Annotated in this window: 16 protein-coding genes; 5 read left to right on the plus strand and 11 right to left on the minus strand. The window is 64.6% G+C overall.

Going from position 1 to position 23,660, the window contains the following annotated elements:
• Positions 1 to 114: 114 nt before the first annotated feature.
• Positions 115 to 339 (plus strand): hypothetical protein, encoded by a 225-nt coding sequence (locus tag CXZ10_RS03000; RefSeq protein WP_101287454.1) that lies wholly within the window; start codon positions 115 to 117, stop codon positions 337 to 339.
• Positions 340 to 341: 2 nt separating this feature from the next.
• Here CXZ10_RS03000 and dprA read toward each other — a convergent pair whose 3' ends face one another.
• The 6 genes from dprA to CXZ10_RS03030 form a co-directional block, all read right to left on the minus strand.
• A complete protein-coding gene (gene dprA, locus CXZ10_RS03005; RefSeq protein ID WP_101287455.1) occupies positions 342 to 1,469 on the minus strand; it encodes a DNA-processing protein DprA in 1,128 nt (375 codons plus the stop codon).
• On the minus strand, positions 1,466 to 2,080 hold the full coding sequence (gene plsY, locus CXZ10_RS03010; protein ID WP_101287456.1) for a glycerol-3-phosphate 1-O-acyltransferase PlsY: 615 nt from the start codon (positions 2,078 to 2,080) through the stop codon (positions 1,466 to 1,468). The genes dprA and plsY overlap by 4 nt, the downstream gene beginning before the upstream one ends.
• A 67-nt stretch (positions 2,081 to 2,147) precedes the next feature.
• Positions 2,148 to 3,452, minus strand: coding sequence for a dihydroorotase (gene pyrC / locus CXZ10_RS03015; protein WP_425298910.1), 1,305 nt, complete (start codon positions 3,450 to 3,452; stop codon positions 2,148 to 2,150).
• Positions 3,449 to 4,417: an aspartate carbamoyltransferase catalytic subunit gene (locus CXZ10_RS03020; protein WP_101287458.1), complete on the minus strand. Its 969-nt coding sequence runs from the start codon at positions 4,415 to 4,417 to the stop codon at positions 3,449 to 3,451. The genes pyrC and CXZ10_RS03020 overlap by 4 nt, the downstream gene beginning before the upstream one ends.
• Before the next feature lie 152 nt (positions 4,418 to 4,569).
• A complete protein-coding gene (locus CXZ10_RS03025; protein ID WP_101287459.1) occupies positions 4,570 to 6,516 on the minus strand; it encodes a methyl-accepting chemotaxis protein in 1,947 nt (648 codons plus the stop codon).
• A gap of 302 nt (positions 6,517 to 6,818) precedes the next feature.
• Positions 6,819 to 8,765 (minus strand): methyl-accepting chemotaxis protein, encoded by a 1,947-nt coding sequence (locus tag CXZ10_RS03030; protein ID WP_101287460.1) that lies wholly within the window; start codon positions 8,763 to 8,765, stop codon positions 6,819 to 6,821.
• A gap of 349 nt (positions 8,766 to 9,114) precedes the next feature.
• Between CXZ10_RS03030 and CXZ10_RS03035 the strand changes: the two genes are divergently transcribed.
• Positions 9,115 to 10,185, plus strand: a complete 1,071-nt coding sequence (locus tag CXZ10_RS03035; protein ID WP_101287461.1) for an AbrB family transcriptional regulator — start codon at positions 9,115 to 9,117, stop codon at positions 10,183 to 10,185.
• Here CXZ10_RS03035 and ppdK read toward each other — a convergent pair.
• The 4 genes from ppdK to ygfZ all read right to left on the minus strand — a co-directional run bounded on the left by ppdK (position 10,175) and on the right by ygfZ (position 15,004).
• Positions 10,175 to 12,856 carry a pyruvate, phosphate dikinase gene (ppdK, locus tag CXZ10_RS03040; RefSeq protein WP_101287462.1) on the minus strand — a complete coding sequence of 894 codons (2,682 nt, stop codon included), beginning with the start codon at positions 12,854 to 12,856 and terminating at the stop codon, positions 10,175 to 10,177. The genes CXZ10_RS03035 and ppdK overlap by 11 nt on opposite strands.
• Positions 12,857 to 12,984: 128 nt before the next feature.
• On the minus strand, positions 12,985 to 13,512 hold the full coding sequence (locus CXZ10_RS03045; RefSeq protein WP_101287463.1) for a tyrosine phosphatase family protein: 528 nt from the start codon (positions 13,510 to 13,512) through the stop codon (positions 12,985 to 12,987).
• Positions 13,509 to 14,129, minus strand: a complete 621-nt coding sequence (locus CXZ10_RS03050; protein ID WP_101287464.1) for a YfbR-like 5'-deoxynucleotidase — start codon at positions 14,127 to 14,129, stop codon at positions 13,509 to 13,511. The genes CXZ10_RS03045 and CXZ10_RS03050 overlap by 4 nt, the downstream gene beginning before the upstream one ends.
• Before the next feature lie 5 nt (positions 14,130 to 14,134).
• A complete protein-coding gene (ygfZ, locus tag CXZ10_RS03055; protein WP_101287465.1) occupies positions 14,135 to 15,004 on the minus strand; it encodes a CAF17-like 4Fe-4S cluster assembly/insertion protein YgfZ in 870 nt (289 codons plus the stop codon).
• A gap of 94 nt (positions 15,005 to 15,098) precedes the next feature.
• Here ygfZ and CXZ10_RS03060 point away from each other — a divergent pair, with 94 nt between their 5' ends.
• Positions 15,099 to 18,353 (plus strand): AsmA-like C-terminal region-containing protein, encoded by a 3,255-nt coding sequence (locus tag CXZ10_RS03060; protein ID WP_143741462.1) that lies wholly within the window; start codon positions 15,099 to 15,101, stop codon positions 18,351 to 18,353.
• Positions 18,354 to 18,644: 291 nt separating this feature from the next.
• Positions 18,645 to 21,071 (plus strand): putative bifunctional diguanylate cyclase/phosphodiesterase, encoded by a 2,427-nt coding sequence (locus CXZ10_RS03065; protein WP_101287467.1) that lies wholly within the window; start codon positions 18,645 to 18,647, stop codon positions 21,069 to 21,071.
• A 74-nt stretch (positions 21,072 to 21,145) separates the two neighbouring features.
• On the opposite strand, the gene tyrS is transcribed toward CXZ10_RS03065, so the two are convergent.
• Positions 21,146 to 22,399, minus strand: coding sequence for a tyrosine--tRNA ligase (tyrS, locus tag CXZ10_RS03070; protein ID WP_101287468.1), 1,254 nt, complete (start codon positions 22,397 to 22,399; stop codon positions 21,146 to 21,148).
• 102 nt (positions 22,400 to 22,501) lie between these two features.
• Here tyrS and CXZ10_RS03075 point away from each other — a divergent pair, with 102 nt between their 5' ends.
• A complete protein-coding gene (locus tag CXZ10_RS03075) occupies positions 22,502 to 23,608 on the plus strand; it encodes an anhydro-N-acetylmuramic acid kinase (protein ID WP_244617084.1) in 1,107 nt (368 codons plus the stop codon).
• Positions 23,609 to 23,660: the final 52 nt, after the last annotated feature.

The raw sequence follows: 23,660 nt of genomic DNA on the forward strand, positions 1-23,660 counted from the left end.
AATGGTTGAACTATAGTGTCGGCAATCCTACGGTGTACATGAAAGGGTGTGTCATTGGCGGCCGGGCGACGGCATGTCGCGGAGCGATGTCTTGGAAAAGGGACGGAACCGATCATGCGTGACGATTCTTCCGCCGACGACAAGATGTCACCGAATGAAGGCGCCGAGTATCTGGAGAAGATGATCCGCGAAATGAGTCGCGTCGCGGCAGCAGCCGAGTTGCCATTTCTGGCCTATATTCTCGGCATGGCCGCGGAAGAGGCGTCCTCCAGCCGTGTGAAGGCGGCTTTCAAGCCACCCAGGGCGACCGGCAGCGATCTCAGTCAGGACAAACCGTGAGATCAACGGATGAGCGAAACGAGCTGGCTGCCATGCCGTTCGATCCGTCCTGCAAGGTCGAGTTCCAGAAGGATCACCGACACGACCGAGGGGCTCAGTCCGGTGTGCGAAATGATGTCGTCGACAGCAACCGGTGCCGGACCGAGCGCTCCGATAACCGCGGCGCGGCTTTGAGAGCTGACGGCATCGAAGGTCGCGCTTTCCTCGCTTTCCCGTAGCTCCAGGAAGGTTGGTGCGTCGGTCTCCAACATCGGACGAAGCACGGCGATGACGTCGTCGGCGGAGCGGGTGAGTGTTGCGCCATCTCGGATCAGACGGTTGGTCCCCTCGGCACGAGGGTCGAGCGGCGAGCCTGGTATGGCGAAGACTTCACGGCCCTGATCCAGTGCGTAGCGGGCGGTATGCAGCGTGCCGGAGCGGGCGGCGGCCTCCACCACGACGACGCCAAGGCTCATGCCCGAGACGATGCGGTTGCGGCGCGGGAAGTCCTTGGCGCGCGGCATCCAGCCGAAGGGCATTTCCGTGAGAATGGCGCCGCCCCGGCCGACGATCTCCTCCATCAGCGGGCCGTGCTCTTCGGGATAGACGTGGTCGATGCCGCCGGCGATCACCGCTACCGTGCCGGTGTCGAGGGACGCCCGATGGGCGGCACCGTCGATCCCGCGCGCCAGGCCGGAGACCACGACAAAACCGGCTTCGCCAAGGCCCCGGCCGATGCGCTCGGCCATCTTGTGCCCCACCAACGAGGCGTTGCGGGAGCCGACGATGGCCGCGGTCGGCCGACGGAACAGGTCTGGCGAGCCGCCGCGGATGGTGACGAGCGGTGGCGGCGCGGCGATCTGGCGCAGGTAGGCCGGATAGAGGGCCTCGGAAATGGCGACGAGCCGCGCGCCACGACTATGCGTTCTTTCGATCTCAGCCTCGGCCTCGGCGACCGAGGGGACCGAAATCGCGGCAGATCCGCCCCGCCGGGCCAGCGTCGGCAACGCTTCGAGCGCTGCGTCGGCCGCGCCGAAATGGTTGATGAGGCTGCGGAAGGTGGCGGGCCCGACGTTCTCCGAGCGAATGAGGCGCAGCCAGGCGATGCGCTGATCGTCCGAAAGCTCAACCGCGCGTTCCGGGCCGGTCATCCCTTATGCCCGATCTTGCCCTCGGTGCCGGAGAGCAGACGACGGATGTTGGCGTGGTGCTTGGCCCAGACGATCGCCGTCAAAAGGGCGAACACGGCCGCCAGCGTGGTCTCGTCGAGCCCCCAGAGCGACAGCGGCACCACGAGGGTGGCGACGAGAGCGCCAAGTGACGAGTAGCGGCTGAAATAGGCGACGGCGATCCACACACCGGCGAAGATCAGCACTGCCGGCCAGAACAGGCCGAGCAGAACGCCGATGTAGGTTGCAACGCCCTTGCCGCCCTTGAAGCCGAGCCAGATTGGAAAGAGATGTCCAAGGAAGGCGGCGACGCCGGAGAGCGTGGCCGCATCCGGTTGGGTCGGTATCAGAAGGCGCAGGATGAGGACGGCCGCCGTTCCCTTGAGGAGATCGAGAAGCAGCGTCGCGGCCGCGAGCTTCTTGTTGCCGGTTCGGAGAACATTGGTGGCGCCGATGTTGCCTGAGCCGATGCTGCGGACGTCGCCAAGGCCGGCTGCCCGCGTCAGCAGGAGACCAAAGGGAATGGAACCGAGACCATAGCCGATCAGCGCGGCGGCGAGATAGATGATCCAGGGAGCGGCGGACTCGAACATGATGCCCTCGGCGAGCTTGGGTAACTGGGGAACCGGTTACGTCCTATATGTCACTCTGCGCCGACCTTCAGCGCACGAACACCGGCACACCACTCACATAGGTACGGCGAACGCGGCCGGTGAAGCGGGCGCCGTCGTATGGCGTGTTCTTCGCCTTGGAGAGGATATCCTTGGCATTCAGCACCCAAGGCTCCTCGGGGTCGAACACGATGACATCGGCCGGCGCGTCTTTCTTGAGCGTGCCGGCATCGAGGCCGGCAATCTCGGCCGGCCGCGTCGACATCGCCTCAATGAGCCTTGGAAGCGTCAGCGAGCCGTCGTGCAACAGCCTCAGTCCCGCCGCCAGGAAAGTCTCCAGCCCGATCGCGCCATCGGCCGCTTCGGCAAAGGGCAGGCGCTTGGTCTCGACATCCTGCGGGTCATGGTTGGAAACGATGACGTCGATGGCGCCGGTCTTCACGGCGTCGACGAGGGCGAGGCGATCGGCCTCGGCCCGGAGCGGCGGCGACAGTTTGAAGAAGGTGCGGTAGGCGCCGATGTCCATCTCATTGAGAGTCAGGTGCGCCGCCGAGACGGAGGCGGTGGCGGCGATACCCTTGTCCTTGGCCCAGGCCATCAGCTCGGGTGACTCGGCCGCCGACAGCAGCGAGGCGTGATAGCGGCCGCCGGCGAGGCGGGCGAGGCGGAGATCGCGGGCGAGCATGGTGGTTTCGGCCTCGGCCGGGATGCCCTGCAAGCCGAGCCGCACCGCCGTCTCCGACAGGTTCATGACGGCGGAGCCCTTCAGAGCCGCGTCCTCCGGCCGGTTGCAGACGAGGGCGCCGAAATCCTTGGCGTAGGTCAGCGCCCGGCGCAGTACCTGGGCGTTGGCGATGGCGCCGCGCCCCGACGTGAAGCCGACGGCGCCCGCTTCGCCCAAAAGACCGAACTCGGTCAGCTCGTTGCCTTCCTGTCCCTTTGTCAGGGCGGCCATGACGCGCACACGCACCACCGATGTTCGCCGGGCACGGGTCGCTACGAAATCGACCAGTGCCGGATCGTCGATGCAGGGATCGGTGTCGGGCATGGCGACGAGCGTGGTGATGCCGCCGGCGGCGGCGGCCCGGCCGGCCGAGGCGAAGGTCTCCCGATGCTCGTGACCCGGTTCGCCGACATGGGCGCAGAGGTCGACGAGGCCGGGTGCGACGACGAGGCCCCGGCAGTCGACGATCTCGGCGCCCTCGGGCGCGCCATTGTTGACTGCCGAGGGGCCGGCGGCCGCGATGCGGCCATCGATCATCAGCACGGCCCCAAGGCCGTCGAGATCTTGCGACGGATCGACGACGCGGGCGTTGGTCAGCCAGAGCGGGCGGGTTTGGACCATTCTGCTCATCGGAAGGCCTCTCCGCCGTTGCCGCGGGCGTTCACCACCGCGTCGAGCACGGCCATGCGGATGGCGACGCCCATTTCCACCTGTTCGCGGATGAGGCTCTGTGGCCCGTCGGCGACGGCCGGATCGATCTCCACGCCCCGGTTCATCGGGCCGGGGTGCATGACGAGGGCGTCGGGCCTGGCATAGGACAGCTTCTCCTCGTCGAGACCCCAATAGTGGAAGTACTCGCGCACCGACGGTACGAAGGAACCCTGCATGCGCTCGCGTTGCAGGCGCAGCATCATGACGATATCCGCGTCCTTGAGGCCTTCGCGCATCGAGGTGAAGGTTTCGAGACCCATCTCGCGGAAGGCGCCGGGCACCAGGGTCGACGGACCGACCAGGCGGACGCGCGCACCGAGGGCGGTGAGCAGCAACACGTTGGAGCGGGCAACGCGGCTGTGGGCAACGTCGCCGCAGATAGCGACGATAAGGCCGTCGATACGCTGCTTGTGGCGTCGAATGGTCAGTGCGTCGAGGAGGGCCTGGGTCGGGTGCTCGTGGCTGCCGTCGCCGGCGTTGACGACGGAGCAGTCGACCTTTTGCGCCAGGAGCGCCACGGCGCCGGAAGCATTGTGGCGGACGACGATGACGTCGGGGTTCATGGCGTTGAGCGTGACCGCCGTGTCGATCAGCGTCTCGCCCTTCTTCACCGACGACTGGCCGACCGCCATGTTCATCACGTCGGCGCCGAGCCTTTTGCCGGCCAGCTCGAAGGACGACTGGGTGCGCGTCGAGTTCTCGAAGAACAGGTTGATCTGCGTGCGGCCCAGGAGGCTGTCGCGCTTCTTGGAGGGTTGTCGGCCGAGTTCGATGTTCTCTTCGGCGCGGTCGAGGAGGTCGACGATCTCCGGAGGCGAAAGGCCTTCGATCCCGAGGAGATGCGGGCGGCTGAATCCGTAGGGATTGGCGGCTTTCGTTGTCATAAGCCCCCCTGATAGAGGCGTTTTGCGCCCCCGGCAAGGGTGGGGAATTCGAGTGAACAGGAGAATCCCCGGCATTGTGGCAGGGGCTTTTCATTCAAGCAAAAGCCCGGCCGTTATGCGCGGCCGGGCTTGAAGATCCAGTAGGGGGATACTCAGGCGGCGTCGATCTCGGCGAGGAAGCTTTCCACCCTACGGCTGAGGTCGACCGACGACGCTTTCAGAGAGGTCACTGCGTCGAGCACCGTCCTCGCTTCGGCGCGCGTGGTGGCGGCGCCGCTGCTGAGTTCGACGATGGTACGCGACAGCTCGCTATTGCCGCGCGCCGCTTCCTGCATGTTGCGGGTGATCTCGCCGGTGGCGCCGGTCTGCTGGGTCACGGCGGAGGTGATGCTGGTCGAAACGGCATTTACCTCCTCGATGATCGCGCCGATTTCCGAAATCGCGTTGACGGTGTTGTCGGACACCAGCTTGATCTCGCCGATCTTGCGCGAGATGTCGTCGGTGGCCTTGGCCGTCTGGTTGGCAAGCGACTTCACCTCAGCGGCAACGACCGCGAAGCCCTTGCCGGCTTCGCCCGCTCGTGCCGCCTCGATGGTGGCGTTGAGGGCCAAGAGGTTGGTCTGCTCGGCAATGGCGGTGATCAGGCTGACCACTTGCGTGATCTGGTCGGTCGCGGCGAGGAGTTGTCCAACCGTCTCGCGCGTCTCATTGGCCGAGACGCGGGCCTTGCCGGCGACGGCCTGCGAGGCGCCGACCTGACGGGCGATTTCGTTGGTCGAGGCTTCCAGCTCCTCACAGGTGGCGGCGACGGAGCGGACGTTGCCAGAGGCTTGTTCGGCGGCAGACGCTGCAACGCTGCTGCTGTGTTCGCTGCCTTCGGCCGTCGCCATCAGTTGCTGCGCCGAGGCTTCGAGACGCTGGGCCGCTTCCACGACGATGCCAATCGTCGCGGTGGCTTCGGCACGGAAACCTTCGATCAGCGTCTCGGCACGGGCGGCCCGACGCTCACGCTCGTCGATGGCAGCGCGCTGGTTGGTCTCAAGGCGATCGCGTTCCTCGGCATTGGTGCGGAACACGGCGACGGCAGCGGCCATCTGGCCGATCTCGTCGTGGCGGTCGAGACCGGGGATATCCGTCCGCAGATCGCCGTCGGCCAGCGAGCGCATGGCGGCGGTCATGGTGGTGATCGGCTGGGCGACGACACGCTTCAGCACCAGCCCGAGCGCGAACAGCATCAGGATCGTGGCCGCGAGGGTGGCGACAATGGCGGTGATCCTCAGCTTGTTGAGGCTGGCATAGGCCATGTCGCTGTCGAGGGCCACACCGACATACCACTTGTTCGGAACACCCTCGATGGCAACGAAGTTGGCAACCTGCGCACGATCGGCAAAGGCCGTCTCCAGCATGGTGCCCACCGTCGGGGTCGACAGCCCGCTGAAAGCGTCCGACAAGGGCTTGCCGATCAGGCTGGCATCCGGGTGAACCAGGATCTTGCCGTCCGAGGACACCAGGAAGGCCTGCCCGATGCCGCCGAAGTTGGCGGCCTTGATACGTTCGATCAGGGCATCGAGGGCGAAGTCGCCACCGAACACGCCGGCCAGTTTGCCATCGATCATCACGGGAACGCCGGCCGAGATGACCAGCTTCTTGGTCCCGTTGTCGAGATAGGGTTCCGTGAGCTGGGTCGACATCGCCTTGGCGGGGGTGGTGTACCATGGCCGCTGGCGCGGATCGAAGCCCTTCGGAATCTCAGCCTTGGGCAGGACAGTGAAGGCGCCGGTCTCTTCGCCGAGATAGACGGAGAGGAACTCCGAGCTTAGCGTCTTGCCGGCCAGAATGAGATCCAGGCTGTCCCTGGAGGAGCCAATGGCGTCGGCGGCCTGCTCGGCGAGCAACAAACGTCCCTCGAACCAGTTGCCCGTGCCGGAGGCGACGCTCGCCCCGGTCGTCGCAAGGGTTCGGGCGACGTTGTCTCTCAGATCCTGTCGTTCCAGCACGTAGATGGTCGTCGAGAACAGCGCGAAGCTGCCGACCACAATGAGCGATGCGGTGAGAATGATCCGGTGGAGGAGCTTGCCGCGAATGTTCAGGAAGGTCATGGCAGATGGACTCTTTTGCAAGGGGCTGCCAAGAGTTAGGTCTCAAGATCTTTATGAAGAGTAACCTTTTACTCGGTGTCAGATACACTTCTCAATAAGAACATTTATCCGGGCTATAAATTGACGGAGATTTCCTAGATAGTTTATCTGATGCTTGATCACTGAAATTGCTTTGTAGTGCTGTCTGTTTTTGCTTTGTTGCGAGTGAGTCCGTTGGTTTGATATTTTGTTGCGCGGTCGACCTAAATAGAAAACCGGCCGCCAGGAGCGGCCGGGCTCAGATTTTTGTTTTTACTGGATGCTCAGGCGGCGTCGATCTCGGCCAGGAAACTCTCGACCTTGCGCCCGAGGTCGACCGACGAGGCCTTCAGCGAGGTGACCGCATCGAGCACCGTCTTCGCCTCGGCGCGCGTCGTGGCGGCGCCACTGCTGAGTTCCACGATGGTGCGAGACAGGTCGCTGTTGCCGCGGGCCGCTTCCTGCATGTTGCGGGTGATCTCGCCGGTGGCGCCGGTCTGCTGAGTGACGGCCGATGTGATGCTCGCGGAGACGGTATTGACCTCCTCGATGATGGCGCCAATCTCGACGATGGCGTTGACGGTGTTGTCGGACACCAGCTTGATCTCGCCGATCTTGCGCGAGATGTCCTCGGTGGCCTTGGCCGTCTGGTTGGCGAGCGATTTCACCTCGGCGGCAACGACCGCGAAGCCCTTGCCCGCCTCGCCCGCTCGTGCCGCCTCGATGGTGGCGTTGAGCGCTAGGAGGTTGGTCTGCTCGGCAATGGCGGTGATCAGGCTGACCACCTGGTTGATCTGGTCGGTGGCGGCGAGCAACTGGCCCACCGTCTCGCGCGTCTCGTTGGCCGAGGCGCGGGCCTTGCCAGCGACGGCCTGCGAGGTGCCGACCTGACGGGCGATCTCGTTGGTCGAGGCTTCCAGTTCCTCACAGGTGGAGGCGACGGAACGGACATTGCCGGACGCCTGCTCGGCGGCAGCGGCAGCGACACTGCTGCTGCGCTCGCTGCCTTCGGCAGTGGCCATCAGTTCCTGGGCCGACCCTTCAAGGCGTTGGGCGGCAGTGACGACCAATCCGATGGTTCCCGACGCTTCCGAACGGAATCGCTCGATCAGAGCTTCGGCTCGGGCAGCGCGCCGCTCGCGTTCGCTGGCGGCGGCCTTCTGGCTCTCCTCCAACCGTTCCCGCTCTTCGGCGTTGGTGCGGAACACCGCGACGGCGGCGGCCATCTGGCCGATTTCGTCGTGACGTTCGAGACAGGGGATCTCGGTCTTGAGGTTGCCGTTCGCCAGCGAGCGCATGGCGGCGGTCATCGCGGTGATCGGCTGGGCGACAACGCGCCTCAGCACCAGTCCGAGGGCAAGCAGCATCAGAGCCGTCGCGGCAAGCGTGGCGGCAATGGCCGTCATCCCCAACCGGTTGAGGCTGGCATAGGCCATGTCGCTGTCGACGGCGACGCCAACGTACCACTTGACCGGCAGGCCATCGACGGCGACGAAGCTGGCGACGTGGTCGCGGTTGGCAAAGGTAGTTTCCATCACGCCTCCGGCGACCGGAGCCGACAGGCCGGCAAAGGCCTCCGACAGCGGCTTGCCGACCAGGCCGGCATCCGGGTGGACGAGAATCTTACCGTCCGAGGATACCAGGAAGGCTTGGCCGATGCCGCCAAAGTTGGACGCCTTGATGCGATCGATCAAAGCGTCCAGCGCGAAGTCGCCGCCGAACACGCCGATCAGCTTGCCGTCGGCGCTGACGGGCACGCAGGCGGAGATGACGACCTTGTTGGTCGCCATATCGACATAGGGCTCGGTCAGTTGGACCGACATGGCCTTGGCGGTGTCGATGTACCAGGGCCGCTTGCGCGGGTCATAATCCTTGGGCATCTCGGCCTTGGGCGAGATGGTGAAGGCGCCGTTCTCCTCGCCGAGATAGACCGACAGGAACTCCGAACTCAGCGTCTTGCCCGACAGTACGAGACCGAGCGTCTCCTTGGACGTGCCGATCGCATCGGCGGACTGGGTCGCGAGCAGAAGACGCCCCTGGAACCAGTTGCCCGTACCAGAGGCGACGCTCGCCCCCGTTGTCGCAAGCGTGCGGGCGACATTGTCTCTCAGATCCTGCCTCTCCAGCACGTAGATCGTCGTGGAGAAGAGGGCGAAGCTCGCGATCACGATCAGCGACGCGATGAAGATAATGCGATGCAGGAGCTTGCCGCGCGTATTGAGAAGGAGCATGTCAATTCGACTCTCGGCTATTGATTGCGATGTAAACTAATCGCCAATCCATTTAGGAATGGTAACTCTCGGGGACCCTCTCTTTTCGATTTGCAAAAGTAACGGCGCTGTAACGCATGATAAAAACTGCCTACAAGAAGTAAGGTTATCTGGATTTACTATCGTCAGGTTGAGCCGACTTGTCCTCTACGCTCGCAGATGGTCACCCCTGCGGAGCTGCCATTCGGAAACGAGTGTGGTCGAGAGGATGGGGAGGGTGTAGCGCTGGTCGGCAAAGGACGCGCGGCCATCCGTTGCTCAAGTCGCGGCCCAACTCGCGATCCATCGTCACGCCGGTTCGGTATTTCTGATGTCCCTCCCGTCGCCGGCCTCCGGCTCTCATGCCCAAGCCGTTCGCTGGATCGTCCTGCTGTCGATATCCTCGGCGATCAGCATCGTCTTCGAGTTGCTTCACCTGCCGGCGGCGCTGCTGCTCGGGCCGATGGTGGCGGCAATCCTGCTCGGCGTGAACGGCAGGGCAGTAATGATGCCCCGGCCGGCTTTCATGGCGGCGCAGGGCGTGGTCGGCACGATGATGGCGCGGGCGATGCCGCCGACGGTGCTCGGCGAGATCCTCGCGGCCTGGCCGGTCATCCTGCTCGGCGTGGCATCCGTGGTGCTGACCGCCAACGTGATCGGCTACGCTCTGGCCCGCTTCCGCGTGCTGCCCGGCACCACCGCCGTCTGGGGCGCTTCGCCGGGGGCGGCCACCGCCATGGTGATCATGGCCGAGGCCTACGGCGGCGACACGCGCCTCGTCGCCGTCATGCAATATCTACGGGTGCTGATCGTCGCTTCCATGGCGTCCTTGGCCGCGCGCTTCTATCTCGGCGCGACGCTGACCGGCGGTACGGCGGCCGCCTGGTTTCCGCCGGTGCATTGGGTGAATTTCGCCGGCACGCTGGCGGTCATCGCCGCGGGCCTTCTGCTGTCCCGTCTGTTCCGCCTGACCACGGGCGCCATGATCCTGCCGATGCTGTTCGCCATCGGCCTGCAGGGCGCCGGCGTGCTCACCGTCGAACTGCCGCCAGTCCTGCTTGCCGCGTCCTATGCCGTCTGCGGCTGGGCGATCGGCAGCCGCTTCAACCGCGAGATCATCGCCTACGCGGCGCGGGCGCTGCCAACCATTCTCCTGGCCATCGCCGTGCTGGTCGCCATTTGCGCCATTTATGCCGGCGTGCTCGCCTCGGTGACCGGCGTCGATTTCCTGACTGCCTATCTCGCGACCTCGCCGGGCGGCGCCGATTCGGTGGCCATCATCGCTGCGTCGAGCAACGTCGACATGTCCTTTGTCATGGCCATGCAGACCATGCGCTTCTTCATGGTGCTGTTGACCGGGCCGGCGACCGCACGCTTCATCGCGGACCGCGTCAGCGGCTGAGACGCTCCTTGCGAGCCGTGACCACCGCCCGGGCCGCCGCGAGGCGGGCGATCGGCATGCGGAAGGGTGAACAGGACACGTAGGCGAGGCCGGCCTCCTCACAGAAGGCGATGGACGCCGGGTCGCCGCCATGTTCGCCGCACATGCCGAGGCCAATGTCGGGTCGCGATTTCCGTCCGCGTTCGATGGCGATGCGGATCAGTTCGCCGACGCCGTCGCGATCGATGCTGACGAAGGGGTCGCGGGCGAGCACGCCCTTCTGGAGATAGGTCGGCAGGAAGGACGCTGCGTCGTCGCGGCTGATGCCGAAGGTCGTCTGGGTGAGGTCGTTGGTGCCGAAGGAGAAGAAGGCGGCCGATTGGGCGATGTCCTCGGCCATCAGCGCGGCGCGCGGCAGCTCGATCATCGTGCCGACCTTGTAGTTCACCGGCCGGCCGGCGGCCTCCGACACCTCGATGGCGACGCGGGCGATGATCGACTTGACATAGTCGAGTTCCTGGCGGGCGGCGACGAGCGGCACCATGATTTCCGGAACCACCGGCCGTCCGAGCTTGTCCGCCGCGGCGATCGCCGCCTCGAAAATGGCACGGGCCTGCACCTCGGCGATCTCCGGGAAGGAGACGGCGAGGCGGCAGCCCCGGTGGCCGAGCATCGGGTTATATTCCTCGAGATTGGCGATGCGCCGACGCAGCACATCCGGCGCCACGCCAGCGGTTCGGGCCAGTTCGGTCACCTCCCGCTCGGTGCGTGGCAGGAACTCGTGCAGCGGCGGGTCGAGGAGGCGGATGCAGACCGGCTGGCCCTCCATGATCTCGAACAGCTCGGCGAAGTCCTGACGCTGCATCGGCAGGATCTTCTCGAGCGCCGCCCGGCGGCTCTCGGGCGTCTCGGCGAGGATCATTTCGCGCACCGCCGAGATGCGCGAGTGCTCGAAGAACATGTGTTCGGTGCGGCAGAGGCCGATGCCCTCGGCGCCGAACTGGCGGGCGATGCGTGCCTCGACCGGCGTTTCGGCATTGGCGCGCACCTCGAGGCGACGGATGGCGTCGGCCCAGGTCATGATCTCGGCGAAGGGGCCGGACAGTTCCGGTTCCTTCATCGGCACCCGGCCGGCCATCACCTGGCCGGACGAACCGTCGATGGTGATGACGTCACCGGCTCGCAGCTCCCGCTTGCCGACGGTGACGGTGCCAGCGACCGGATCGGCTTTGAGCGCGCTGACGCCAACCACGCAGGGCTTGCCGAGGCCGCGCGCTATGACGGCGGCGTGCGAGGTCATGCCGCCGCGCGCCGTGACGACGCCGACCGCCGAATGCATGCCATGCACGTCGTCAGGGCTGGTCTCGGCGCGAACCAGGATGACCTTGATGCCGCGCTGGCGGGCCTTCTCGGCCTGCTCCGAGTTGAAGGCGATTTCGCCGACGGCGGCGCCGGGCGAGGCCGGCAGACCAGTGGCTAGGATATCGCGCGGCGCGTCGGCCTCGATGGTCGGATGCAGGAGCTGTTCCAGCGACGACGGATCGATGCGCTCGATGGCCTCTTCGCGGGTGATCAGGCCCTCGTTGGCCATGTCGACGGCGATCCTGAGGGCCGCCTCGACGGTGCGGCGGCCGGAGCGCGTCTGCAGCATCCACAGCTTGCCGCGCTCGATGGTGAACTCGAGGTCCTGGATGTCCTTGAAGTGCCGTTCGAGCTTCTGGCAGTAGCCGATGAACTCGCGATAGGTTTCGGGCATCAGCGCTTCGAGCGACGGTCGGTCGGAGCGGCTGGCAAGGCGGGCCGTTTCGGTGATGTCCTGCGGCGTTCGGAGGCCGGCCACCACCTCTTCACCCTGGGCGTTGAGCAGGAACTCGCCATAGAGCTGGCGCTCGCCGGTGGACGGGTTGCGCGTGAAGGCGACGCCGGTCGCCGACCGCTCGTCCATGTTGCCGAACACCATGGCCTGGACGTTGACGGCGGTACCGGAGTTCGAGGAAATGCCGTGCAGCTTGCGGAAGGTGACGGCGCGCCTGTTGCCCCAGGAGCCGAAAACGGCGCCGATGGCGCCCCAGAGCTGTTCAAGCGGATCGAGCGGGAAGGGCTTGCCGGTCTCGTCGGCGATCAGCTCCTTGTAGCTGGCGATCACTCTGCGCCATTCGTCGGCCGTGAGTTCCGTGTCGTTGAAGTAGCCCTCGCGCTCCTTGAGGTCGTCGAGGATTTCCTCGAAGGCCTGGCCGTCCACGCCCATCACCACGTCGCCGAACATCTGGATGAAGCGCCGGTAGCTGTCGAGCGCGAAGCGGGCATCGCCGGACTCGGCGGCCAAGGCCTCGACAGTGACGTCGTTGAGGCCGAGGTTGAGCACCGTGTCCATCATACCCGGCATGGCGGCGAGCGCGCCGGACCGGACCGATACCAGAAGCGGCCGCTCGGGATGGCCGAAGGAGCGGCCAGTGCGCCGGCTGAGCAGATCGAGCGCCGCACTCACCTGCCGTTCGAGATCGTCGGGATAACGATGATCGTTGGCATAATAGTGCCGGCAGACCTCGGTGGTGATGGTGAAGCCGGGCGGCACCGGCAGGCCAAGACTGGCCATCTCCGCGAGATTGGCGCCCTTGGTGCCGAGAAGGTGACGGAGCCGGATGCCACCGTCCGCCACGCCCTCGCCGAAGCTGTAGACCCACGTCGGCATGCTGCCGCTTTCCAGTTGCGTGTCGCGAGTATCCATGACCTGCCTATAACACGGAAACCCGGTGTGTGCGTCCGTTGAGACGCTCACCCGTTTCTCCGTCGAAAGCGGAGCGGAGCCGGCCGCAGGCCTTATCGCGCGGCCTCGACGTCAAGGGCGAAGGGTGTGCCCTCAAAGGCGTCGGCGCCACGGCCGATGGCGTCGATGGCGGCGATCATGCGGCCATTCCGGCCAAGCAGGCGGTCGGCGATCTCGACGATGCGGCGGTTGGGCGTTGCGGAGGGCGCCCGTTCGCGCAACAAAGTGGCGAGGGCGGCCTCGTCACGCCAGGGATTGAGTGCCGAAACCAGCGTGTAGGCGGCGGCCGTCGAGCGGGAGATGCCGGCGAAGCAGTGGACCACCAGCGGCGTGGACCTATCCCAGTCGTTCACCCAGTCCAGCATCTGCGCCACGTGCGCTTCGCCGGGCGGCGTCATGCCGTCCAGCGTTTCGACGATGTCGTGCATGGCGAGGAAGAGGTGGTTCTGATGGCCGATGGTCGCCGGCAGGCGCATGGGTGTGCCGGCGTTGATCAGCGTTATGACATGACGGGCGCCGGTGAGGGCCACCGTCTCTTCGAGCTTGGTCAGGGAGCAGACGTGGATGGTGGTGGCAGTCATCGCTGGCTTTCAAGCTGTTGGAATCGAGTGAGAAAAGCCTCCTCCGCCGCGACGGTCGGCAGCGGATCGAGGCCGAGCACCGGCCCGGTCGGGGTCTGGCGGCCAATGCCCCGAGGCAAGCCGAAAATGCGCTTTGCCTCTTCCGTGGTGAAGCCGGCAAGCTCCACCGCCTCGAAATAGGCGGAGATGAGGTCCGCCTTCTTGGCGAGCTTCTTCAGGCGTTCGGTATCGTGTTTCTCCAGGCCGAAGCGACGGTGGATGGCATCGGCGAGGCGCCTCTCGACGGTCTTGTAGTCGCCGCCCATCACCGCCTTGAACGGCGAGATCATGTCTCCGATCACATACTCAGGCGCGTCATGCAGCAGCACGACGAGGCGTTGGCAGGCGGTGAGCTCGGGCTCGAGAAGACCGGCGATATCCTCGACGACGAGGCAGTGCTGGGCCACTGAGAAAGCGTGGTCACCGACGGTCTGGCCGTTCCAGCGAGCAACGCGGGCGAGGCCGTGAGCGATGTCGGTTATCTCGACGTCGAGCGGAGAGGGATCGAGAAGGTCGAGGCGTCGCCCCGACAGCATGCGCTGCCAGGCCCGGGGCGGTGAGCCGGCTTTGTCGGCCATGGATGTCAGTCGTCCGGTTTGGATGTTTCAGGCTTTGGAGTTTCCGGCCAGCCGTAGTCGGCCCATGCCGGAAGCGCAACCGATACCGGCAGTCCGTCCACCGTGATGGTTTCGCCGGTCGTCATTGCCTCCTGAACACGGTCGAGCCGCAGCACGGCGACGCCGCGCGGGCCGCTTGCCGAGCCGAGATGGCCGGCAACCCGTCCGCCGACCAGGATCTCGGTGCCGGCCGGCGGCAGGTCTCGATCGGCCGAAAGCATGACCGGCCGGCGACGGGCGGTGCCGCGGTAGCGCATGCGGCTCACCACCTCCTGGCCGACGTAGCAGCCCTTGTCGAAGTTGATGCCATGCAGGCTGTCCATGGCGAGGTCATGGGGAAAGGCGTCGAGAAGCGGCAGGTCGGCGCCGGCCTCCGGAACACCGAGTGCCACGCGGTGACCTTGCCAGACGGCCTCATCGGCGTTGGTGGCGACGGCCCCTTCGGGGGCATAGAGGCGCCAGCCGAGGTCGGGATGACGGGGGTCTGTCGCAACAAGGCCGCCGGCCGGAGGCGTACCGGTGCCGGCATAGACGACAAGCGGCGCGGCATCGATCGTCACCTTGGCCCGAAGCTTGAACATCGTCAGGCGCTTGCGGAGCTCTGCGGCGCCGGCCGCCGGGGCATCGAGCAGAAATCCGCCATTTTCCTGCCGGACAACCAGAAAATCCGAAATGATCTTGCCCTGAGGGGTCAGAAGCGCTCCGAAGGCGGCGGAGCGCCCATCCGCAACCTCGGTGTTCTGGGTGATCATGCGGTCGAGAAAGTCGGAGGCCTCTGGACCGGCGACTTCAACGACGCTACGGCTTTCGAGGCGGCAGAGGAAGGAATCGGCCATGGTCGGAGCTTTCCGTGCACATTGGGCGTGTCGCTACGTAGTTTCCGATTGGTAGCCGGCTGTCGGAGGTGAGGCAAGCCTGCGGCCGCCGCCAGTGATGATTCCAGCCGTACTGGCCCTACGCCGGTGCGGCCTGTTCCAGGGGGATGCTGACATAGCGGGGACCGACGCCGACGAGAGGATGCCGAAGGGGCGAACGCGCTGGTGGGTACGCGCCCTCCGGTTCGCGGCGATTCTGCTTGTCGCAGCCGGTGTCGCGGCCGGTTTTCTTGCCTGGCGGCTGTCGCAAGGACCGCTTTTTCTGCCGTTTCTGGCAAGCCGGATTGAAGGCGCTGTGACCAACGCGGCCCCGGACGTCAACATCGAGGTCGGGCTTGCCGGCATCGAACTCGGAGACGATCTCAACCCCGAACTGGTCGTCCGTGACATTCGGCTGGAGCGGCCGAACGATGTCGCGGTATCGGTCAACGAAATGCGCATTGCCGCCCGCTGGCCGGCACCGACCGACAAGCACATTCCTCTCGACGGCGTAGTGCTGGATCACGTGCTGGTCAGCGACATAGGTCCAAAGGTGAAAGTACCGCCGATCGATCGAGTGGTGCTGGCGGTACGGCAGGCCGTCGAGGAGAACGGTCTTGATTTCCTGGAGATCCGCTCTTTCGGGTTCGGTATCGAACGGCCGGGGAAGATGCGGCGCGATGTCGTATCCGACGTGTCGGTAACCGGCAGCGTCCGGGAGGGACATATCGTCGAGGCGCAGGCGATCGGCCTTGGAGCGAGCGGCGCCGTGTCCCTGCGTCTCACCTCGGATCTGTCGGCCACGGACGAGCGGACTGTCGTCAACCTTGAGACGCACGGTTTCGATCTCGCCGATCTTGCTTCGGCAAAGGGTCGCGACGATCTCAATCTGGCCGGTTCGATCAGTCTGTCCGGCGCCATCACCGTTGCTCCCGGCAAGGGAGTCACTGAGGCCGGCTGGCAGGTGGTGCTCGGCCCGTCGCTTCGGTTTGGCGACACGGAGGCCAATGCTCTCGCGGGGCCGGTCCGCCTCGATTTTTCTTGGGATCCCGACAAGGAGCTGATCTCCCTCAATCCGTCGCCGATCATCCTCGACAATGGCTATCTGCTCGCCCATGGCGAAGTGGTGCCGCCTCGGAGCGACAAGCTCTGGAGCTTCGACTTCAAGTTCGAGGGGCAGGACGTGCTGAGTGGCATTCGGACCAGCGACGGGCGGATTGCTGGCAGCTACGATCAGTCGGACGAAATGCTCGTCATGGACGACATGCACGTCGAGGGGGCCGGCATCAGCTTCACGGCTGCGGCGCGGGCGTCGCATCGAGACGGCGCCGCCTTTGCTGTCTTGTCCGGCGTTTCGCCGCGTCTGCCGCTCGCCGCTCTCAAGGCGCTCTGGCCGATCACCGTCGCTCCCGAGGTGCGGAGCTGGATCGGCACGCATATCCACGAGGGCCTGGTTTCCAATGCCACGGTAGATCTCGCGATGCGCGGCGATCAACCGGGCGGCAGCGGCATGGTTGCGCCGGAGGCGACGCTTGCTTTCGAGTTTTCCAAGGCCGTCTTCACGCCATTCGACGATGCCCCGATGATCCGCGATGCGGTCGGGCGCGGCAAACTCACCGGCAACCGCTTCGAGATCGCCGTCGACAGCGGCTGGGTCGATCTGGGGCAGGGGCGGCGCCTCGACCTTCAGCCTTCAACCTTCGTGGTGCCTGTCGTGAACGCAAAAGTGCCGGACGGTGAGGTGGCTCTGCGTCTCTCCGGTTCGGCGGCGGCTGGCGTCGCCCTCTGGAATCGCTTGCCCTTTGCCGAGGCTGCCGATTTTTCGCCGGACCCGGCCGACGTCGCCGGAGAGGTGATGGCCGATCTGTCGATCCGCCTGCCACTCGCCGCGGAGATTGCCGACACCGACATCGTCTATGCAGGGCGAGTCGATCTCGCTGGCTTCGCGCCCGGCACGCCGATCAGCGGTCGATCCGTAACGCGCGGCAATCTGGCGATCGAGCTCCACGACGGCGCGGCGCATGTCAGCGGAAAGGCGTTGATCGATGACGCTCCGGCCGACGTGTTCCTGACATTGCCCCTGTCGGGCGATGGCGAAGCGAAATCGGTTGTGAAGCTGAATCTCGATGCTGCGGCCGCCAAAAGCTATGGGCTTGATCTCGGAGACATGCTCGGTGGCGTCGTTGCGGTGGAAATGACCGATACCGGCACTTCTCGACGGGTGTCCGTCAATCTTGCCAAGGCAGATATCAGCCTGCCGCTGGTCGGGTTCCACAAGCCGGCGGGCAAACCGGGCACGCTCTCCTTCGACCTGTCGTCCGGATCCGCTGGGACCACCATCGACAATCTTGTTCTGAAAGCCGGAGCGGCAGAGGTCGAAGGACAGGTCAAACTCAATGGCGCCGGCGATTTCATCGGCGCCAACCTCACCAAGTTCAACTTCTCGACTGCCGATCGGATGACCCTGAAAGCGTCGAGGGGAAGTGGCGGTCTCAAGGTTGCAGTCAGCGGGTCACGGCTCGACGCGCGTTCGCTGGTCGCCAATCTTCTGCGCCGAACGAGCGCGACCGGCATTCCCGGCGATACCGCTCTCACCCTGTCCGCCACCATAGCCAATGTGTTCGGAGAGGCCGGCGAGCAGCTCGATGGGCTCAATCTCACGGCGGCCATCACCGACGGCGAAATCGTGGATCTGTCGCTGACGGTGCAGACGTCGGGCGGCGGTTCGGCCTCGGCGACGGTGCAGCCGGCCGCGACCGGACGGGCCATCAAGGTGGAAGCCGGCGAGGTGGGGCGTCTTCTGCGCTTCCTCGGCGTCTATCGCCGGGTCTACGGCGGACGGGCGACGCTGACCGGCGTCATCGACGATCGGGGAATCCTGTCGGCGCGCATCGACGGCAACCGATGGAAGGTGGTGGCGGAACCGGCGCTGGCACAGCTTTCCACGGCCTCGCGCGACGGGCCGACCGAGGGGTTGTCGACGGCGGATATTCGCAGGCTGATGTTCGACGTCAAGTTCGGCAATGGCATGCTGTCGATCGGTGAGGGGTTCATTCGCACCGAGACGGCGGGCCTTACCATGGCCGGCGACGTCGACTTCTCGAAAAACGCGCTGCGCCTTGCAGGCAGTTATCTGCCGGCCAGCCAGCTCGACAGCGTTCTGGCGGCCATCCCCCTATTGGGTCAAACGATTTTCGCTGGCGGTGGCCGTTCCGGGTTGCTCGGCGTCTCCTACCGCCTCAGCGGACCGATCGATGCGCCGTCCCTGTCGGTCAACCCGCTATCGGCAATCGCTCCCGGCATATTCCGGCGTCTGTTCGAGCTGAAGTGACACCTCGCGCTTCGAGCGCGCTTCTGTCCATCTCCCGGACGGCGAACCTCCAAGCACTGGGTCGATAGACTTTCTGATAGTTGGCAACGCCAATAGTTCGGATGAGCAAACGCGTGCGCGATGTTAGGGTTTCCGGGCACTTGATATCGCTCGCGGGGCGCGAGAGCGGCTTTGGGTTCGCTGGGCGCAGGGCTTGATCAACAAGGGGCAAGGCGCCGATAGGTCGCGGCGTCGGCGTTTGATGTGCTGCCAGTATAGTTTTCTCAATAATCCAACCACGGACAGGCTGCCATGTTCGCTTTGCTGGTGTTGCAAATTGCCGCCTTCTCTGTGTTCCCGCTTTACTTCACTACACTTTCCGGCCCGATTAGGCAGGTGCACTTCTATGTCTATATTTCTCTTGTTCTTCTAATCGGTGGGTTCTGGGGAAACATCTACTCTCTTCCGATTGCCGACGGTATCGTCGTATCCGGCGGTAATCTATGTTACGGCGCTTTCATGATGACGGCGGTCATGTTCGTCTGGATTGAAAGAAATGCTTTCATCCTGCGTCATCTGGTTCGGCTGGTTTTTGTTGTCGACCTGTTCAACATTGTCGTTTCCTTCTTGACGCAGTCGATTCTCAAGACCAACGGGGTTGTCAATCCGCACGGTGTGCCTACCGCACTGTTTGAGGTTTCAACCGCCTTGATTGCGCTCGGAGGCGTTCTCATTGTCTCCGAGCTCCTGTTGCTCCTGTACATCTTCGAGTTTACGAAGAAGAGAAAGCCGCCTCTTCCGATTACCGCGGCCATCTACATTCTCTCCTTCGTGCTAGTCCTCGTGCTTGATGGCATTGCCTTTCCGTTCATCGCTTTCGGAATCAACGCCCAAATCGCCGCGATCGTCTTCGGAGGGCTGGCGGGAAAAATTTCGATCGCTGCCGCGTTCGGCATACCGCTTGCCCTGTTCGTCATCTGGAAGCGAAGGGCTTTCGTCGAGTATCTGGAAGCCGACACCGTGCGCTGGCGGCTGCTGGTCTCCAGCAGTGCCGATCTCATCAGGGAGATGGCGAAGAAGGATCAGGACGTCCGGCGGGGAGACATCGTGTTCAAGAACTCGACCGAAGGTCTCGCCATTGTCGGTCCCACCGGTATCATGCTCAAAGCCAACGCCGCCTTTCAGCGAATGCTGGATATCGGCGATGGCACCGTCGATTTGCGTCCGGCCAACTTGAACGAAGCCTTCTGGTGCGACGACAAACCCGTTCTGCTGCCGCAGAAGCCAAAGGAAATGTGGCGCCGGGAAGTGACCTTTGGGCGAGACAGAAGCCGCCCCGGTATTCTTTCCATCACCCCGACCGGTGAGGACACGGAGGGCGGCGAAACCTATGTCTACTCGCTCATCGATATCACCGAGCAAAAGAATGCTCAGGAGCGGCTCGGGTATCTTGCCTCGCGGGATCAACTGACCGGGCTTTCCAACCGCCGTGTTCTAGATCAGCGCCTTGCCGAGCTCAGAGACGCCCCCTTCGCCCTGATCATTGTCGACCTCGACCACTTCAAGGATGTGAACGACAGTTATGGACACGGAGCCGGTGATCGGGTTCTGCAGGTCGTTGCCGATCGCCTCGATGCGGTCCGGCGGGAATATCTGAGGCCTGACGACATCCTGTGCCGTATTGGCGGCGACGAGTTCGCTTTTCTCGTTCGTTCGGAAAACAGCGGTTTCATCGAGAGCATTCTTGAGAAAATACAACTGACGCTCGGTCAGACCGTTCGCATCGACGATAATCTGGAGGTCTTTTCCTCTGCCACGCTGGGCGTCAGCTACAAGCCCAAGGCCGGCGGCCATGACGCTCTTTCGGAAGCCGATGCGGCTCTCTATGAGGCCAAGCGCAATCGGCGAGGGTCTATCGGCATCTACGAAGACAGGCTGACGGCGGAGAGCCAGAAGAAGATGAAGCTGGGCGTGAAGCTGAAAAACGCCTTGGCGAACAACGTGCTTGAAGTCCATTACCAGCCACAGTTCGATGCTGTGAGTCACAGGCTCTGCGGTGTCGAGGCCTTGGCGCGATGGACCGATCCGGAACTCGGCGTGATTCCGCCGAGCGATTTCATTCCGGTGGCCGAGGGTACCAGCCTGATCGAGGCGGTCGGGGAGTATGTTCTGGAGAGGGCTTGCCGAGACGGTCAGGAGTGGCTTCAGCGCGGCTATGCGCCGATATCGGTCTCCGTCAACATATCGGCGAGCCAGGTCAGGTTCGGCAGCTTCAAGTCCGTTCTGTCGAAGACGTTGGCCGAGACGGGCTTCCCGGCGCACAACCTGCAAATCGAAATAACGGAGTCCTCCTACATCGAGCGCGAGAACGAGGTAACGCCGCTTCTCAAAGACCTGAAGGACATGGGGATCAGCATCGCGATCGACGACTTCGGTACGGGATACTCATCCTTCTCCTATCTCAGGGAGATGCCGTGGGATTGCATCAAGATCGACCGCAGTTTCATCACCGACATTCCTCGGGATGCCCAACAGTGCGGCTTGGCCTCGACGATCATCAAGCTTGCCAAGGTCATGTCGTTCAAGGTGGTGGCTGAGGGCGTGGAGACCCGGGAGCAGCTCGACTCCCTTGCTGCCTGGGGCTGCGACCTGATCCAGGGGTACTATTTCTCAAAGGCTCTTCCCAAGGAAAGCCTTGTCGCTTTACTGCCTCAGCGCAGCGAGACCGTCGCTCTTTAGGTGTTTGGTCCCGTAGCGGACGCGCCCCCGGCGGGAGCCGAGGGCGCTCTTTCAGTTCGCGATCGTTAAGGCGATCACACCGGCTTCAGCAGGATGTGCTTCTTCTTGCCGAGCGACAGCTTGATCACGCCGTCGTCGTTGAGGCTCTGGAGCGTCAGCATTTCCTTCGGGTCGGTGACCGTGCGGTCGTTGACCTTGAGGCCGCCGCCCTGGGCCGAGCGGCGGGCGTCGCCGTTGGAGGCGGCAAGGCCGGCCTGAACGAAGGCGGTGAGCACGCCGACGCCGGCCTCGAGCTCGGCTCTCGGCACCTCGACGGTGGGGAGATCGTCGGCATGGACGCCTTCCTCGAAGGTGAGCCGCGCCGTCTCGGCGGCCGCTTCGGCCGCTTCCCGTCCGTGAACGACGGCGGTCGCCTCGGTGGCGAGGATCTTCTTCGCCTCGTTGATCTCGGCGCCGCCGAGTGCGCCGAGCCGGGCGATCTCGGTGAGCGGCAGGCGGGTGAAGATCTTCAGGAAGCGGACGACGTCGGCATCCTCGGTGTTGCGGAAATACTGCCAGAAGTCATAGGGGCTGAAGAGATCGCCGTTGAGCCAGACGGCGCCGTTCGCGGTCTTGCCCATCTTCTGACCCGAGGATGTGGTGAGCAGCGGCGTGGTCAGCGCATAGAGCTGCGGGCCGCCCATGCGGTGGCTGAGATCGACGCCGTTGACGATGTTGCCCCACTGGTCGGAGCCGCCCATCTGCAGGATGGTGCCGTAGCGGCGGTTGAGCTCGACGAAGTCGTAGCCCTGCATGATCATGTAGTTGAATTCGAGAAAGGACAGCGACTGCTCGCGGTCGAGACGCAGCTTGACGCTGTCGAAGGACAGCATGCGGTTGACCGAGAAGAAGCGGCCGACGTCGCGCAGGAACTCGACGTAGTTGAGCTTCATCAGCCAGTCGGCATTGTTGGCCATGATGGCGTCGGTCGGACCGTCGCCATAGCGCAGGATGCGCGAGTAGACCTTCTTGATGCTCTCGATGTTGGCGGCGATGGTTTCCGGCGACAGCAGCTTGCGCTGGTCGTCACGGAAGGAGGGGTCGCCCACCATTGAGGTGCCGCCGCCCATCAGGCTGATCGGCCGGTGGCCGGTCTCCTGCAGCCAGTAGAGCATGGTGACGGTGATGAGGTTGCCGATGTGGATGGATGTGGCGGTGGCGTCATAGCCCACATAGGCGGTGATCGGACCCTTCATGCACGCCGCGTCGAGACCCTCGGGGTCCGAGATCTGGTGGATGAAGCCGCGCTCGTCGAGCGTGCGCAGGAAATCCGACTTGAAGCCGCTCATCTGTCTATACCTTTGGTTTGTTCGCGGACCCGAATTGACGTATCAGTCCGCTGGGCTTCCTATCAGGAACGAAACCGGATTTCACGGGGTATGAGGTCAAAAATGTCGGGCGATTCGGCCATGTGGGCACTCGGTCTGATGAGCGGCACGTCGATGGATGGCGTCGACGCGGCGCTGATCCGCACCGATGGGGAGGGGATCGCCGAGTTCGGGCCGACGCTGTTCCAGGCCTATGGCGACGAGGAACGGGCGGTCCTCCGGGCCGCACTCAAGGACGCGCTCGGCATGACGGCTCGCGACGATCGCTTCGGCCGGCTCGCCGAAGCGGAAACCGTGGTGACCGACGCACATGCCCATGCGGTGGCCGTGCTGCTGATCGCTGCCGAGAAGAAGGGCATCCGGCCCGAGGTGATCGGCTTCCACGGCCAAACGGTGCATCACGCGCCCGATCGCGGTTTCACCGCCCAGATCGGCGATGCCGGCGTGCTCGCCGAGCGCTTCAATCTGCCGGTCGTCCATGATTTCCGCTCGGCCGACATTCGCGCGGGCGGGCAGGGTGCGCCGCTGGTGCCGGTCTACCATCGGGCGCTGGCCCGGAAGGCCGGACTCACACCCCCGGTCGCCTTCCTCAACATCGGCGGCGTCGCCAACGTCACGCTGATCGGCGAGGACGGCGAACTCATCGCCTTCGATACCGGCCCCGGCAACGCCCTGATCGACGATCTCGTGTTCAACGCCACCGGGGCCCGCTTCGATGTCGATGGCGCCATCGCAGCCCAGGGACGGGTGGACGCCGCCGTTCTGGGCCAGTTGATGGATCATCCGCATTTCGAGACGCCGGCACCCAAGTCGCTCGACCGCAACACCTTCCGCGCCGATGCGGCCGCCCGGCTGCCGTTTGCCGATCGCGTGGCGACGCTGACGGCCTTCACCGCCGAGGGGATCGCCGCCGGTTTCCGTCTCGCCGGCGCGCCGGTCCGGACGGTCATCGTGTCGGGTGGCGGCGCCCGCAATCCGGTCATGATCAGGATGATCGCGGAGCGGTCCGGCGTGGAGGTGGTTCCGGCCGGCAATGTCGGTTTCGACGCCGACTTCGTCGAGGCGCAGGCCTTCGCCTATCTGGCTGCCCGCCGGCTGAAGGGTCTGCCGTCGTCCTTCTCGACCACCACTGGCACGCCGACGCCTGTTGTTTGCGGCGAGATCGCCTGATCCATCGGGCGGCGCGCCGAAGCGTCGCTCTTCCATTGCCTCCGGATGCCGC

This window comes from Pleomorphomonas diazotrophica, from assembly GCF_002844595.1.
Lineage (GTDB): Bacteria > Pseudomonadota > Alphaproteobacteria > Rhizobiales > Pleomorphomonadaceae > Pleomorphomonas > Pleomorphomonas diazotrophica.

Bases quoted from the DNA above. Each gene is read 5' to 3' on its own strand.
- CXZ10_RS03000 (WP_101287454.1), top strand. From the start codon at position 115: ATGCGTGACGATTCTTCCGCCGACGACAAGATGTCACCGAATGAAGGC.
- dprA (WP_101287455.1), bottom strand. From the start codon at position 1,469: ATGACCGGCCCGGAACGCGCGGTTGAGCTTTCGGACGATCAGCGCATC.
- plsY (WP_101287456.1), bottom strand. From the start codon at position 2,080: ATGTTCGAGTCCGCCGCTCCCTGGATCATCTATCTCGCCGCCGCGCTG.
- pyrC (WP_425298910.1), bottom strand. From the start codon at position 3,452: ATGAGCAGAATGGTCCAAACCCGCCCGCTCTGGCTGACCAACGCCCGC.
- CXZ10_RS03020 (WP_101287458.1), bottom strand. From the start codon at position 4,417: ATGACAACGAAAGCCGCCAATCCCTACGGATTCAGCCGCCCGCATCTC.
- CXZ10_RS03025 (WP_101287459.1), bottom strand. From the start codon at position 6,516: ATGACCTTCCTGAACATTCGCGGCAAGCTCCTCCACCGGATCATTCTC.
- CXZ10_RS03030 (WP_101287460.1), bottom strand. From the start codon at position 8,765: ATGCTCCTTCTCAATACGCGCGGCAAGCTCCTGCATCGCATTATCTTC.
- CXZ10_RS03035 (WP_101287461.1), top strand. From the start codon at position 9,115: ATGTCCCTCCCGTCGCCGGCCTCCGGCTCTCATGCCCAAGCCGTTCGC.
- ppdK (WP_101287462.1), bottom strand. From the start codon at position 12,856: ATGCCGACGTGGGTCTACAGCTTCGGCGAGGGCGTGGCGGACGGTGGC.
- CXZ10_RS03045 (WP_101287463.1), bottom strand. From the start codon at position 13,512: ATGACTGCCACCACCATCCACGTCTGCTCCCTGACCAAGCTCGAAGAG.
- CXZ10_RS03050 (WP_101287464.1), bottom strand. From the start codon at position 14,129: ATGGCCGACAAAGCCGGCTCACCGCCCCGGGCCTGGCAGCGCATGCTG.
- ygfZ (WP_101287465.1), bottom strand. From the start codon at position 15,004: ATGGCCGATTCCTTCCTCTGCCGCCTCGAAAGCCGTAGCGTCGTTGAA.
- CXZ10_RS03065 (WP_101287467.1), top strand. From the start codon at position 18,645: ATGTTCGCTTTGCTGGTGTTGCAAATTGCCGCCTTCTCTGTGTTCCCG.
- tyrS (WP_101287468.1), bottom strand. From the start codon at position 22,399: ATGAGCGGCTTCAAGTCGGATTTCCTGCGCACGCTCGACGAGCGCGGC.
- CXZ10_RS03075 (WP_244617084.1), top strand. From the start codon at position 22,502: ATGTCGGGCGATTCGGCCATGTGGGCACTCGGTCTGATGAGCGGCACG.